This window comes from Streptomyces spororaveus (genome assembly GCF_016755875.1).
In the GTDB taxonomy this organism is placed as follows: domain Bacteria; phylum Actinomycetota; class Actinomycetes; order Streptomycetales; family Streptomycetaceae; genus Streptomyces; species Streptomyces spororaveus.
The window spans coordinates 7,460,815-7,474,498 of record NZ_BNED01000005.1; the positions used below are offsets into that span (position 1 = coordinate 7,460,815).

13 protein-coding genes are annotated in these 13,684 nt (G+C 73.0%); 10 read left to right on the forward strand and 3 right to left on the reverse strand.

The features are described from left to right. The first annotated feature begins 29 nt into the window (after positions 1-29). The gene (locus Sspor_RS36070; RefSeq protein ID WP_202202857.1) at positions 30-599 is read left to right on the forward strand and encodes a CGNR zinc finger domain-containing protein; all 570 of its coding nucleotides are present in this window, start codon (positions 30-32) and stop codon (positions 597-599) included. Positions 600-732: 133 nt separating this feature from the next. Further along, positions 733-1,194 (forward strand): hypothetical protein, encoded by a 462-nt coding sequence (locus Sspor_RS36075; RefSeq protein WP_202202858.1) that lies wholly within the window; start codon positions 733-735, stop codon positions 1,192-1,194. Positions 1,195-1,278: 84 nt separating this feature from the next. On the opposite strand, the gene Sspor_RS36080 is transcribed toward Sspor_RS36075, so the two are convergent. Beyond that, positions 1,279-2,001, reverse strand: a complete 723-nt coding sequence (locus tag Sspor_RS36080) for a lysophospholipid acyltransferase family protein (RefSeq protein WP_202202859.1) — start codon at positions 1,999-2,001, stop codon at positions 1,279-1,281. Between the two features lie 234 nt (positions 2,002-2,235). On the opposite strand from Sspor_RS36080, the gene Sspor_RS36085 reads away from it, so the two are divergent. From Sspor_RS36085 to Sspor_RS36110, 6 genes are all read left to right on the forward strand, one after another. Continuing rightward, positions 2,236-2,565, forward strand: a complete 330-nt coding sequence (locus Sspor_RS36085; RefSeq protein WP_237404180.1) for a TlpA family protein disulfide reductase — start codon at positions 2,236-2,238, stop codon at positions 2,563-2,565. Positions 2,566-2,958: 393 nt separating this feature from the next. Beyond that, positions 2,959-3,462, forward strand: a complete 504-nt coding sequence (locus tag Sspor_RS36090) for a flavin reductase family protein (protein WP_237404435.1) — start codon at positions 2,959-2,961, stop codon at positions 3,460-3,462. A gap of 200 nt (positions 3,463-3,662) precedes the next feature. Further along, positions 3,663-4,448 carry an electron transfer flavoprotein subunit beta/FixA family protein gene (locus tag Sspor_RS36095; RefSeq protein ID WP_030012969.1) on the forward strand — a complete coding sequence of 262 codons (786 nt, stop codon included), beginning with the start codon at positions 3,663-3,665 and terminating at the stop codon, positions 4,446-4,448. Positions 4,449-4,506: 58 nt separating this feature from the next. Beyond that, entirely contained in the window at positions 4,507-5,469 is a 963-nt protein-coding gene (locus tag Sspor_RS36100; RefSeq protein WP_202202861.1) for an electron transfer flavoprotein subunit alpha/FixB family protein, read from the forward strand. A gap of 238 nt (positions 5,470-5,707) precedes the next feature. Further along, positions 5,708-7,261, forward strand: a complete 1,554-nt coding sequence (locus tag Sspor_RS36105) for a serine/threonine-protein kinase (RefSeq protein ID WP_202202862.1) — start codon at positions 5,708-5,710, stop codon at positions 7,259-7,261. A gap of 183 nt (positions 7,262-7,444) precedes the next feature. Beyond that, positions 7,445-8,743: a DUF6986 family protein gene (locus Sspor_RS36110; RefSeq protein ID WP_202202863.1), complete on the forward strand. Its 1,299-nt coding sequence runs from the start codon at positions 7,445-7,447 to the stop codon at positions 8,741-8,743. A 66-nt stretch (positions 8,744-8,809) separates the two neighbouring features. Here Sspor_RS36110 and Sspor_RS36115 read toward each other — a convergent pair whose 3' ends face one another. Beyond that, positions 8,810-11,056, reverse strand: a complete 2,247-nt coding sequence (locus Sspor_RS36115) for a WD40 repeat domain-containing protein (protein WP_202202864.1) — start codon at positions 11,054-11,056, stop codon at positions 8,810-8,812. A gap of 197 nt (positions 11,057-11,253) precedes the next feature. Here Sspor_RS36115 and Sspor_RS36120 point away from each other — a divergent pair, with 197 nt between their 5' ends. Next, a complete protein-coding gene (locus tag Sspor_RS36120; protein ID WP_202202865.1) occupies positions 11,254-11,445 on the forward strand; it encodes a hypothetical protein in 192 nt (63 codons plus the stop codon). A gap of 20 nt (positions 11,446-11,465) precedes the next feature. Here the strand turns inward: Sspor_RS36120 and Sspor_RS36125 are convergent, their stop codons facing one another. Next, positions 11,466-12,452, reverse strand: a complete 987-nt coding sequence (locus Sspor_RS36125) for a LacI family DNA-binding transcriptional regulator (RefSeq protein ID WP_237404436.1) — start codon at positions 12,450-12,452, stop codon at positions 11,466-11,468. A gap of 190 nt (positions 12,453-12,642) precedes the next feature. Here Sspor_RS36125 and Sspor_RS36130 point away from each other — a divergent pair, with 190 nt between their 5' ends. Continuing rightward, the gene (locus tag Sspor_RS36130) at positions 12,643-13,680 is read left to right on the forward strand and encodes an NUDIX hydrolase (RefSeq protein WP_202202867.1); all 1,038 of its coding nucleotides are present in this window, start codon (positions 12,643-12,645) and stop codon (positions 13,678-13,680) included. Positions 13,681-13,684: the final 4 nt, after the last annotated feature.

Genomic DNA, 13,684 nt, shown 5'->3' on the forward strand with positions numbered 1-13,684 from the left:
ATGCGCGTGTAGGGCGAAAGGACTTGGCGATGGGTGACGCGCGGGACGGCTTCCTGACGGCGCGGCGGCTGATCGACCTCGCCGAAGCGGTCCGCGCGACCCCTGAGATTCCGCGAGCCGAGCTCGCGGAGCTGCTGGCCGGGCACGGGGAGCGTCCGGACGACCTCACCGAGGAAACGTTCACCGAGACGAGTGCGGCCGAACTGCGCGCCGCGGCACGGCGGATGGCGGCGGTGCTCGGCGAGAGCGACGAGGGCCGCGCCGCCGAGGCCCTCAACGCGCTGTTCGCGGAGTACGGCAGCCGCCCCCGCCTCACCCGGCACGACGGCCACCCCTGGCACCTGCAGGTCGACCGGGGCGAAGAGGCGGGCTGGGGCGAGTGGTTCCTCGCCTCGGGAGCCCTCGCGCTCGCCCACCTGCTCACGGAGTACGGGCGGATCGCCTGGGGCGCCTGTGCCGCCACGGGCTGCGGACGGTTCTTCCTCACCACCGGGCCGGGGAGCACGCGCCGCTACTGCTCCGGCAGTTGTGCCACGCGGGCGCGGGTCGCGGCCCACCGCCGCCGCAGGCGGGAAGGGGAGGGGGTGGGGCGGGGCTGACACGGTCTCCCGAGCCGGCGGCAGCACGAGCCCTGCGGTCCGTCAAGCCACGAGATCGAGCGACGTGACGGGATGCGCGGGGCGAGGCGTACTGGAAGTGACCTTTCCGGCTTCCCTCACGAGGAGAACGGCCATGACCCAGCAGCTCCGAACCCGACGCCTCGCCCTGCTCGTCGCCTCGACCGCCATCGCCGCGGGAGGCGTGCTCGTGCCCACGACCGCCTTCGCCGCCGCCCCGACGGCGCCGCAGGGGCGGCAGTGCTTCCGGGCCCCGTGCGAACAGCCCGGCCAGGAGAGCGGTCGCCACGACAAATGGAACCAGCACGACAAGTGGAACCAGCACGACAAGTGGAACGGGCATGACAAGTGGAACCACCACGACAAGCGCGATCATCGCGACCGGTGGGAACGCCAGGACAACTGGAACCGCCACGACAAGTCGGAGTACCAGGACGACTGGAACCGCCACGACAAGTGGAACCAGCACGACAAGTGGAACGAGCACGACAGGCCGGGCGGTCACCGGCCGGGCGGCGAGCAGCAGTGGCAGTGCTTCGCCGCTCCGTGTGAACCCCCGAGCGGTGCCTGGAGCTGACGGCCCGGGCCATGACGCCGGCCTCCCGGACCCCGTCGGGGTCCGGGAGGCCGGCGTCATGGGAAGCGGAAGCAGCGGAGGGGGTCAGCCCGCCTCGCGGACCTCGGCGGCCGTCGGCGCGGTGCCGCCCAGGTGGGCCGGGAGCCACCACGAGTCGTCGGCACCCTTCGGCTTGTCCGGGTAGGCGCGCTGCGCGGCGTCCAGCAGCTCCTGCACGCGCTCGCGCAGCCGTCGGGTGATGGCGCCGGCGTACTGGTCGGCCGGGGCCTCCACGGGCTCGCCGACACGCATCGTCACCGGGATGTGGCTGCGCTTGAGGTTCTTCGGGCGGCCCTTGGTCCACAGCCGCTGGGTGCCCCACAACGCCACCGGGATCAGGGGCACACCGGCCTCCTGCGCCATGCGCGCGGCGCCCGACTTGAAGCTCTTGAGCGTGAAGGACTGGGAGATCGTCGCCTCGGGGAACACGCCGATGATCTCGCCGGCCCGCAGCGAGTCCAGGGCGTGCTGGTAGGCGGCCTCGCCCTGCGTGCGGTCGACCGGGATGTGCTTCATCGCGCGCATCAGCGGACCGGACACCTTGTGCCGGAAGACCGACTCCTTGGCCATGAAGCGGACCAGGCGCTTCTGCGGCCGCGCCGTCAGGCCGGCGAAGATGAAGTCGAGGTATCCGATGTGGTTCGACACCAGGACCGCACCGCCCTTGCGGGGGATGTTCTCGGTGCCCTTCATGTCGATACGGATGTCCAGCGCGCGGAAGAGTCCGTGCGCGGCACCGATCACGGGAGGGTAGACGAGCTCAGCCATGGTGGGGAGACCCCGCTTTCTGCCTGGGGAGGTGCTCCCGGCCGGAAGTTACGGAAGCGTAGGTACGCGACCATGGGGATCGTGCCCCATACGCGGCCCGCTGGCCAGTCCAGAGGCCCCGGCCCGGGGAGATTCTCATCACGCCGGGAATGTCGCGGGCCCCTGGGGTGCTCCGATCCACGGACGAGCGTACGAGGATCATGTACGTACACGAATTCGGCGACGGGAGCGCGGGTGCTCGGGCAGGACGACGCGGGGCCCCGGCTGGGCGCCGCCGAACTGGGTGCGGAGTTGGGGGAGCGGGCCACCCTGGTGCAGTTCTCCAGCGCCTTCTGCCAGCCCTGCCGCGCCACGCGGCGGATCCTCGCCGAGGTCGCGGCGATGGTGGACGGGGTGGCGCACATCGAGATCGACGCCGAGGAGCGGCTCGAACTGGTGCGGGCCCTCGGGATCGAGAAGACCCCGACCGTGCTGGTCCTGGACTCCGCGGGCACGATCGTGCGGCGGGCGGCCGGGATGCCGCGCAAGGTGGACGTGATCGCCGCCCTCGGGGCCGCCGTATGACACGTGTCCCGGCCACCGGTCGGCCCGGCGGGGCGGGGGCGGGGGCGCCGGTGCACGCGCCCGCACACAGCGTGACGCGCCTGACATCTGCCCGATCTCGCTTGACTGCGTCCACGGGAGATCGTCACGCTGGCGGTATGCGGTATGAACTCCTGCTCTACGGACGGGTCCATGTGGACCTCGTCCGCCACGCGAGCGCGCGCTGTCGGGGCCACTGAACGACCCGGCCCCCGATCCCCGACAGCGCCCGCGTGTCCCGCGGCAGAAGGCAGAACCCTGATGACTGCTCCGACAGTCCCGACGGTCCCCATGGCTCCGTCCCCCCGTTCCCACCGTTCCCACCGCCCCGGCACGGGAACGGGCGGGGCCACCGACACGATCACCGGCCCGGTCATCGACGCGACCCCGGCCACGGCCCGCCCCGGCTCGCCCGACCTGCTGCGTTCGGTCTTCCGGCAGCACGCCGCCGGGGTCGCCGTGATCACCGCCCAGGACGGCGGCCGCCCGGTGGGGTTCACCGCCACCTCGCTCAACTCCGTCTCGGCCGATCCGCCGCTGCTGTCCTTCACGATCGCCACCGGGGCCTCCAGCTGGCCCGCGGTGCGCGACAGCGAGTACCTCGGCGTCCACATACTGGGCGAGCACCAACGGGAGCTGGCGGGCCTGTTCGCCCGGAGCGGAGCCGACCGTTTCGGCCCGCCGACCGGCTGGGCCGAAGGCCCGCACGGGGTGCCGGTGCTCGACGGCGTACTGGCCTGGCTCGTCTGCCGGGTCGTGGCCCGTGTGCCCGCCGGCGAGCACCGTGTGATCATCGCCGAGGCGGTTGTCGGGGATCCGGCCGGGGAAGGCCGCCCGCTGCTGTACCACCAGGGGCGCTTCAACGCGTTGCGCGACTGAATCGTCCCTGCTCGGCCGGGTCGGACGGCGTTGGGCAGATCACAGCTCGCCAGCCTTGCGACTTGGTGGGACCCACGGTGTACTGACGAGTAACATTCCCTTCGGAGCGCGGGCCGCCCCGACCGGGATCCGCCCGACAAGGCGCCTATGCTGCCTGCATAAGGCGGTACCAGAAAAGACGATGCGGTAGGAGAGCCGGCGTGAGCCTGAGGATCGTTGTCTGTGTGAAGTACGTGCCCGACGCCACGGGCGACCGGCAGTTCACCGAGGACTTGACCGTCAACCGTGACGACGTCGACGGTCTGCTGTCGGAGCTCGACGAGTACGCCGTCGAGCAGGCGCTGCAGATCGCCGACGAGGCCGACGATGCCGAGATCACCGTCCTGACGGTGGGCCCCGAGGACGCCAAGGACGCGCTGCGCAAGGCGCTCTCGATGGGCGCCGACAAGGCGATCCACGTCGAGGACGACGACCTGCACGGCAGCGACGTCATGGGCACCTCGCTGGTGCTCGCCAAGGCGATCGAGAAGGCCGGCTACGACCTGGTCATCACCGGCATGGCGTCGACCGACGGCACCATGGGCGTGCTGCCGGCGATCCTGGCCGAGCGCCTGGGCGTCCCGCAGGTCACCCTGCTCTCCGAGGTCAAGGTCGAGGACGGCACCGTGACCGGCCGCCGTGACGGCGACACCGCGAGCGAGCAGCTGGAGGCCTCCCTCCCCGCGCTCGTCTCGGTGACGGACCAGTCGGGCGAGGCCCGCTACCCGTCCTTCAAGGGCATCATGGCCGCCAAGAAGAAGCCGGTCGAGTCCTGGGACCTGTCCGACCTGGACCTGGAGTCCGACGAGGTCGGCCTCGAAGGCTCCTGGACCGCGGTCGACTCCGCGGCGCAGCGCCCGGCCCGCACCGCCGGCACGATCGTCAAGGACGAGGGCGAGGGCGGCAAGCAGCTGGCCGAGTTCCTGGCCGGCCAGAAGTTCATCTAAGAACCTCGGCCACCCCTCTTAGCCCCCAGACACTTCGCAATCGCAGGAGAGCAGTCCCATGGCTGAAGTTCTCGTCTACGTCGACCACGTGGACGGCGCCGTCCGCAAGCCCACCCTTGAGCTGCTGACGCTGGCCCGCCGCATCGGCGAGCCTGTCGCCGTCGCCCTGGGCGCCGGTGCCGACGCCACCGCCGCGGTGCTCGCCGAGCACGGCGCGGTCAAGGTCCTCACCGCCGACGCCCCCGAGTTCACCGAGTACCTCGTCGTACCGAAGGTGGACGCGCTCCAGGCCGCGTACGAGGCCGTTTCCCCGGCCGCCGTGCTCGTCCCGTCCTCCGCCGAGGGCAAGGAGATCGCCGCGCGCCTGGCCGTCCGCATCGGCTCGGGCATCATCACCGACGCCATCGACCTGGAGGCGGGTGACGAGGGCCCGGTCGCGACGCAGTCCGCCTTCGCCGCGTCGTTCACCACCAAGTCCCGCGTCTCCAAGGGCACCCCGGTCATCACCGTGAAGCCGAACTCGGCCCCGGTCGAGGCCGCTCCGGCCGCCGGCGCCGTCGAGGCGCTCGCCGTCACCTTCGGCGCCCTGGCCACCGGTACCAAGGTCACCGGCCGCACCCCGCGCGAGTCGACCGGCCGCCCCGAGCTGACCGAGGCCGCGATCGTCGTCTCCGGCGGCCGTGGCGTCAACGGTGCCGAGAACTTCCACATCATCGAGGACCTCGCGGACTCCCTCGGTGCGGCCGTCGGCGCCTCGCGCGCCGCCGTGGACGCCGGCTGGTACCCGCACTCCAACCAGGTCGGCCAGACCGGCAAGTCGGTCTCCCCGCAGCTGTACATCGCCTCCGGTATCTCGGGCGCGATCCAGCACCGGGCCGGCATGCAGACCTCGAAGACCATCGTGGCCATCAACAAGGACGCCGAGGCCCCGATCTTCGACCTCGTCGACTACGGCGTCGTCGGCGACCTCTTCGCCGTCGTCCCGCAGCTGACCGACGAGATCAAGGCGCGCAAGGGCTGACAGCCCGCTCCCGGAACGCCGAGCACGACGCGGACCGGTTGCACGAACGAGTGAGGGCCTTCCGGGGCCGGTGCGGACGGCGACGTCCCCACCGGACCGGGGAGGCCCTCTTCGTCTTCGGACCGGGGGGACACCCCCTGGGGGGTGCGGCCCCCGAACCCCCCTCGTACGGCCGCGGGAGGGGCGTAGGCTGCGGTCAGCCCGGGGAAGGCCCGGGAACGGGGAGGGAGTTCTTCCGATGCGGGGCGCGTTATTGGAGGGGCGGTACCGGCTGGGGCGCAGGCTCGGGGCCGGTGGGATGGGAGAGGTCTGGCAGGCACGGGACCTGCGGCTCGACCGGGAGGTCGCGGTCAAGGTGATCTCCCGGGGCGTGGCCGGTGACCCCCTCCTGGAGGAGCGGTTCCGCAAAGAGGCCCGTACGGCCGCGGGCCTGGCCCATCCCCGGATCGTGACCGTCCACGACCACGGCGAGGCCGATGTCGACGGCAGCCCGGTGCTCTTCCTCGTGATGGAGTTGGTGCAGGGGCGGCCGCTGACCGCCGTGCTGCACGACCACCGCTCGGGCCTGGACCCCGGCACCGTGATCCGGTGGTCGGTCCAGATCTGCGAGGGCCTGGCCGCGGCGCACCGGGCCGGGGTGGTCCACCGGGACATCAAGCCCGCCAACATCATGGTGCACGGGCCCGCCGAGGCCGACGTCACCATCTGCGACTTCGGTATCGCCCGCCTCGCCGAGGAGACGGGGACCGGTCTGACCGCCACCGGCGCGGCCATCGGAACGCCGACCTACATGTCCCCGGAACAGGCGCGTGGCGACCGTCGCATCGACGGTCGCAGCGACCTCTACTCCCTCGGCTGCATGCTGTACGAGCTGCTGTCCGGCAGGCCCCCGTTCACCGGCTCCGGACTGTCGGTGCTCTCGCAGCACCTCAGCCGTGAGCCCGACCCGATCCGGGACCTGCGGCCCGCGGTGCCGGCGGAACTGGAACGGCTGGTGCTGGAGCTGCTGGCCAAGGAGCCGGCGGCGCGACCGGCCGACGCGGAGCAGGTGATCGACCGGCTGGGGAAGGGGGCGACCTCTGCCCGGCCCGAGCCGCGGCCCCAGTCCCGCCCGCGGCCCCGGCCCCGCCCACGGACCGAGGCCGGACCGGCGCCGGAGCGCGAGACCCGGACCGCGCTGGGGGCCGAAGCGCCGGCGGCGGCTCCCGCGGTTCCGGCCGGATCCCGCCACCCGATACCGGCCTCGTCCGTACCCGGCACCCGGCCGCGGCTCGTGTGGGGCTCGCTGCTCGGTGCCGCCGGGGTGTACACCCAACTCGTCGTGCTGGGGGAGTGGGGCTCGCTGGCCCTCGGGACGCTGGGGGCCGCACTGCTCGCCGCTCTGGTGGCGTTCCTCGTCTCCAGGAGTTCCGCCGACGTGGTCGAAGAGGAAAGCCGGGGGGTCGCGGCGGCGCTGACGGCCGGTGCCCTCATCGGGGTGCTGCTGCTGTTCTGGCCGCCGGCCCCGTGGTGGATCGGGGTACTGGTCCTGCTCCTGTCGGGGGTCGTGCTGCTGTTCCTGTCCTACTTCGTCCAAGGGCTGGTGGGCGCGGTGGCCCGGCGGGACCCCTGGGTGGCCTGGCTCGGCACCGAGGCGGGGCTGTTCAACGCGGTGGTGTTCGGCGGCATCCTGGCGGCCGACGGGAGGGCCGTCTACGCGGCGGTGGGCTGGGGGCTGGGAATGTGGCCGGCCGCGGCCCTCGTCGCCGCCGTCTGCGTTCCCCGTCTGCGGGCGGCGCCGGCCACGGCCTGATCCGGATCCGTAGCGGCTGACCTGCGTACTCTTCCGCACCGGGGTCGTGTGGTGTTTGTCACCGCGCGGCCCCGGGTCGTTTGTCCAGGACGACCGGGGGACCATTGACGGAGCGGAACCCCGTGACTAAATTCTGCTATGCGGATCTAAGCTTCCGTGAAGCGGAAAAGAGGAGAGTGCACGATGGGTCAGCAGGAGAAGGTGGCGACGAGCCTCGCAGGCGCGGTCAGCGAGGGCATCAGCGCCTCCCTCGCGCCGGTGGACGCGGAACTCGCGCGCCACTACCCGGGCGACCCCGGCACCCGGCAGCCCATCCACACGGTCTACGTACCCGGCGACGTCTTCGCCGCGGACACCATCCGCTCCTGGGGCGACCAGGCCCTCGCCGCCCTCGACGAGCACGCCCCGGACGCCGCCACCTTCGCCAAGGTCCTCGGCATCTCCGACGAACTGGCCGTCCCCGTCTACGACCGCGTCCTCGCCAAGCTCCGGAGCGAGCCGGTCGAGGACCTCCGCGTCGACTTCGAGGACGGCTTCGGCGTCCGCTCCGACGAGGAGGAGGACCAGGCCGCGGCCCGCGCCGCCCGCCTCGTCTCGGAGGCCTTCTCCAACGGCACCAACGCGCCGTACATGGGCATCCGCATGAAGTGCATGGAGTCCAACGTCCGCGACCGCGGCATCCGCACCACCGACATCTTCCTCTCCGGCCTGCTGGAGCACGGCGGCCTCCCCGACGGGCTGGTCCTCACCCTCCCCAAGGTCACGTACGCCGAGCAGGTCAGCGCCTTCGTCAAGCTGCTGGAGGCCTTCGAGGCCGCCCGCGGCCTGCGCCCGGGCCGGATCGGCTTCGAGATCCAGATCGAGACCAGCCAGTCGATCGTGGCCTCCGACGGCACCGCGACCGTCGCCCGCATGATCGAGGCGTCCAAGGGCCGTGCCACCGGCCTGCACTACGGCACCTTCGACTACAGCGCCTGCGTCGGCGTCTCCGCCGCGTACCAGTCGAGCGACCACCCGGCCGCCGACCACGCGAAGGCGATCATGCAGGTCGCGGCCGCCGGCACCGGCGTGCGCGTCTCCGACGGCTCCACCAACGTCAAGCCGGTCGGCAGCACCGAGCAGGTCCACGAGGCGTGGAAGCTGCACTACGGCCTGACCCGCCGCGCCCTGGCCCGTGCCTACTACCAGGGCTGGGACATGCACCCGGCGCACCTGCCGACGCGCTACGCGGCCGTCTTCACCTTCTACCGCGAGGGCCTGGAGGCCGCCGCCGCGCGCCTGAAGGCGTACGTCGCCAAGATCGAGGGCGACGTGATGGACGAGCCCGCCACCGCCAAGGCCCTGGCCGGCTACCTGGTCCGCGGCCTCGACTGCGGCGCCGTGGGCACCGACGAGGTCACCGCCCTCACCGGCCTGACCCGCGCGGAACTGGACGCCTTCGCCATCCCGCGCCGCTCCGCGACCCTGACGGCGACCAACTGACCCCGCCGACGGCCTGAGCGGCCCGCCCCCGCGTCACCGGGGCCGGGCCGCCGCCGTGTCGTACGGTCACAGGGAGGGCGGCAGCCACAGCCGGACGGTGCCGTCGGAACCCGAGGCGGCGAGCAGGCTGCCGTCGGGGGAGAAGGCCACCCCGCGCAGGGCGGCCGGGTGCCCGCGCAGCGGGGCGCCCAGGGAGGTGCCGGAATGGGGCGTCCACAGTTCGAGGCTGTGGTCGCCCGCGACGGCGAGCAGCCGGCCGTCGGGCGAGAACGCCAGGTCGTGGACCGTCCGGGGGTGGCCGGGCAGCGTCGCACAATGCGGTGCGCCCTCGTACTGGACGAGGTGTACGGCGCCGTCCGCGTGTCCGGACGCGAGGCGGCCGCCCGGGGCGAAGGAGAGCGCCGTCACCTCCGCCCGGTCGTCGGCCGGCCGGAGCATGCGCGCGCGACGGGAGGCGATGTCCCACACCTCGACCCGGTTCCCCCCGGCCAGGGCGAGCAGGTGTCCGTCGGGGGACAGGCAGACCAGTCGAACGGTGGAGATCCCGGTCCGCGGGGTCGCCTCGTACGTCCGGCTCACACGGTTCCACAGGAACGGCGTGCCGCCCCGGTCCACCGCGGCGCAGAGCACCCCGTCCGGGGCGACCGCCATCCACTTGTCCAGAGGGGTCAGGGCACGTGGCGCCGTCCCGTCGTCGATCAGGGGCCACGCCCGGGGGCGTCCGCCCGGGCCGGTGAAGGAGATCGCCTCCCCGCCGGACACGGCGTCGACGGTCTCCGCGGGCAGCCGCTCGCCCAGCACCGGATCCCACACGAGCAACCGGCGGTCCTCCGTGAGCGCGGCGACCCGGCATCCGTCGGGAGAGAAGGCGAGGCCGCCCAGGGTGACGCCGTTGTCCGTCTGCAGGACCGGCAGCGGTACGGCGTGCCCGACGGCGAGCGCACGGGCGAGTACGCGGGCCCCGACGGCGGCGGGGGGACGGGGGCCCGCGTGGAGTGACGGGCCGGCCCCCTCGACGGCCACACCCAGCCGGAAGCCGCCCGGGGAGACGGCGACGGCGCGCGGCGCCGTGCCGGGCCCGCTCCGCATCGACCCCAGCGGCTGTCCGGTCTCCGTCTCCCAGAGCCGCACCGTTCCCGTGTGACCGACCGCGGCCAGGATCCGGGCGTCGGGGGCGAAGGCGAGGCTCCGGACGGGGTCGCCGTCACAGTCCAGGAGCGGCCCTGCCGGGGCTCCGGCCAGCGTCTCCCAGAGCCGCACGGTCCCGTCCTCGCACCCGGTGGCGAGCAACCCTCCGTCCGGGGCGAAGACAGTCGCGCCGACGGTGCCGGGGCGCAGGTCCAGGTCGATCCAGTGGGGCGTCGGCATGTGCCACAGCCGGATCCGGTCCGCCCGGACGACCACGGCGAGCAGCCGGTCGTCGGCGCTGTGCACGACGGCGCTGATCCCCTTCACCGGCAGGTCCGAACCGACCGGCTCGTGGGACTCCGTGTGCCAGCGTCGTGGACCCCTGTGATCGGCCGTCAGCAGGGTCTGGCCGTCGGGTGCGAAGGACATGGAGTGGATGGGACCCACGTGCCCGAGCAGGGGCGGTTCCAGCGCCTTCGGAGTGGTGAGGTCCCACAACCGTGCGGTTCCGGCGTAGCTGCCGGTCGCGAGGGTCCGGCCGTCGGGGGACAGCGCCAGCGCGGTGACGGCCGTTCCGTGGACCTCCAGCTCGCCGATACGGCGGCCGTCCAGCGAGTCCCAGATCTCGATGCTCCGGTCGCTCGCGGTGACCATCAGCCGGCCGTCGGCCGAAAAGGCCAGGGCCGAGGTGGAGGGCGCGGCACCGGACAACCGCCGTACGAGGTGGAAGGCGCCCGGAGCGGCCGCCGGGTGAGGTGGCGGGAGGACGGCCCCCGTCGGGTCGGGCCCGGGGGCGGGCGGTGCGGGCGGCGCGGGGGCGGCAGGACGCAACGGTCGCGCCCCGGCCCGGGCGGGTGCCGCGGACCTGGCGGCGGCCAGGACGCGCCAGCGGGCTCGCCAGGCGGCCAGTTCGGGGAGATCGTGCCCGGGAACCGGTACCTCCTGGCCGAACTCGTCGTAGGCGTACAGGATCCGCAGCAGACCCATCAGCGTGTCGAGGCCCAGCAGCCGCTTGCCGCTGAAGGCGTCGCTCTGGGTGGCGACCGGCAGCCGGATCCCGCTGCCGGAGCGTCGTGCGCGGGCCTCCAGCTCGCGGTAGGAGCGGTTGCCCCGTTCGATCCGCAGCAGCCTCAACTCGGCGGCGAGCTCGTGGAGGTCCTGCTCGTAGGTGGTACCCGGCTCCATGCGGCCACATTAAGGGGACGGCGCACAACGGCGTGGAACATTGCCGAACACCCCGGAAAGGAGCTGCCGTTCAGGCATCGTTCCACGGTGTACGGGGTGGTTCACGGGTGATCGGCGTGGTTCCGGGGTGATCGAGAACCGACGGAATGCGTTCCGCCCCTGCCGTCCGGCGGCCCGGGCGGCGGTGGAATCGGGCCATGACATCTCCACGCGACGACGAACCGTTCCTGACCCTGCACACCACCGTCGTGCTCCTGGTCTGCCTCCTCGTCGGAGGTGCGGCGGGCGTACTCACCCACCTCGGCGGGATCCCGCCCGCGCTGTCCGTGCTCGCCGGGCTGACGGCGGCCGGCAGCGCCCTGCCCGTCGCGCGGGGGCTGATCCGGTGACCGGCCGGCCGGCCGTCCGGTCAGCCGGACGGGGGGAGTTCGCCCGAGCCGCGGGGGATCAGCCGGGTGGGGAGTTCGACGCGGCACGGTGTCAGGTCCGCGCCCGCGAGGCGCTGGAAGAGTCGGTCCGTGGCCACCCGGCCCAGGGCCGCCGGGTCCTGGGCGACCACCGTCACGCCCGGGCGGAGCAGATCGGCCAGCTCGAAGTCGTCGAAGCCGACCAGCGCGACGGGACGGCCGTGCGCCGCGAGGACCCGTACCACGGTCACCGTCACCCGGTTGTTGCCGGCGAAGACGGCGGTGACCGGGTCCGGGCCCGTGAGCATCGCTCCGGCCGCCGCCGCGACGCGTTGCGGGGCCGTCGACCCGAGCGAGACCCAGGAGCCGGCCACCGGCAGGCCCGCGGCGGCCATCGCCGCGCGGTAGCCGCGCAGGCGTTCCGCCACCGTGTGGATGCGGGGATGGTCGCCGATGAAACCGATCCGGCGGTGGCCGTGCGCGATCAGGTGGGCCACCCCGTCCCGCGCGCCGCCGAAACTGTCCGACAGCACCACGTCCGCCTCGATCCGCCCGGCCGGACGGTCCACGAACACCGTGGACACACCGGCCCGCATCTCCGGCTCCAGATAGCGGTGGTCGTCGCCCGCCGGGATCACGATCAGCCCGTCCACCCGGCGGGCGCACAGCGCGAGCGCCAACTCCCGTTCCCGCTCCGGGTCCTCGGCGCTGGAACCGTTGATGAGCAGCGCCCCGTGCGCGCGGGCCACCTCCTCCACCGCGCGGTTGAGCGGGCCGTAGAAGGGGTCGGCGAGGTCCTCCAGGACCAGGCCCACGGTGGCGGTACGGCCCTTGCGCAGCACGCGGGCACTGTCGTTGCGGCGGAAGCCGAGCGCCTCGATGGCCTCCTGGACCCGTCGCTCCGTCTCGGGAGTCACCCCCGGCTCACCGTTGACCACGCGCGACACCGTCTTCAGGCCGACGCCCGCCTGGGACGCCACGTCCTTCATGGTCGGCCGGTTGCCGTAGCGGGGCTCGGACGGGCGGAGGTTGTGGGGCACGGTGGCGAATCCTCCGGGGCTCACGTGCAGGGCTGTGACCTTGAGGATAAGCACTGGGCCGATCGTGAGGTTTTCGTGGCAGGCTGATGCGGGCAAGCCACTGGGGGCTCCGGACGAGCCATGGGGATAAGGGGTAGACGTGATTGTCTGGATCAACGGCACCTTCAGCGCCGGAAAGACCAGCACGGCCCGCGAACTGACCGGAATCCTGCCGGACAGCACCCTGTTCGACCCGGAGTTCATCGGCGACGCGCTGCGCGTACTCCTGCCGGCCAAACGACTGGCGGAGGTCACCGACTACCAGGACCTCCCGAGCTGGCGGCGGTTGGTGGTGGACACGGCCGCCGCGATGCTCGCCGAACTGGGCGGAGTGCTCGTCGTACCGATGACGCTGCTGCGCCAGGAGTACCGGGACGAGATCTTCGGCGGGCTGGCGGCGCGGCGGATCCCGGTGCGGCATGTGCTGCTGGCCCCTGCGGAAACGATCCTTCGCGAGCGGATCGCGACCCGGCGGGAACTCGGTGAGCCCGCGGAAGTGGACCTCCGGGTGCGCCGATGGGCCTACGACCACATCCCGGTCTACCAGCAGGCCCTCGGCTGGCTGACCGCGGACGCGCACGTCGTCGACAACGGGGCGCTGACCCCGCGGGAGACGGCGGAGCGCATCGCCGACGCCGTCCGCTCGGAGACGGCGAGGGTCTGCGACATCGTGCAGACCCCGGAGCCCACCCGGGAAACGGTGGCGGCCGGGGTGCTGCTCTTCGACGAGCAGGACCGGGTGCTGCTGGTGGATCCGACGTACAAAGCGGGCTGGGAGTTCCCGGGCGGGGTCGTCGAAGCGGGCGAGGCACCCGCGGGCGCGGGCGTACGGGAGGTCGCGGAGGAACTGGGGGTCGTACTGGAACACACGCCCGGGCTGCTGGTCGTCGACTGGGAGCCGCCCCAGCCGCCCGGCTACGGCGGGCTGCGCCTGCTCTTCGACGGCGGCCGCCTCTCGGACGAGGCGACGGCCCGGCTCCGGCTGCCCGGACCGGAACTGCGGGCCTGGCGCTTCGTCACGGAGGCCGAGGCCGCCGGTCTGCTCCCGCAGCACCGCTACGAACGCCTGCGCTGGGCCCTGCGCGCCCGCGAACGCGGCCGGCCGCTCTACCTGGAGGCCGGCGTCCCGACCGGCTGAACCG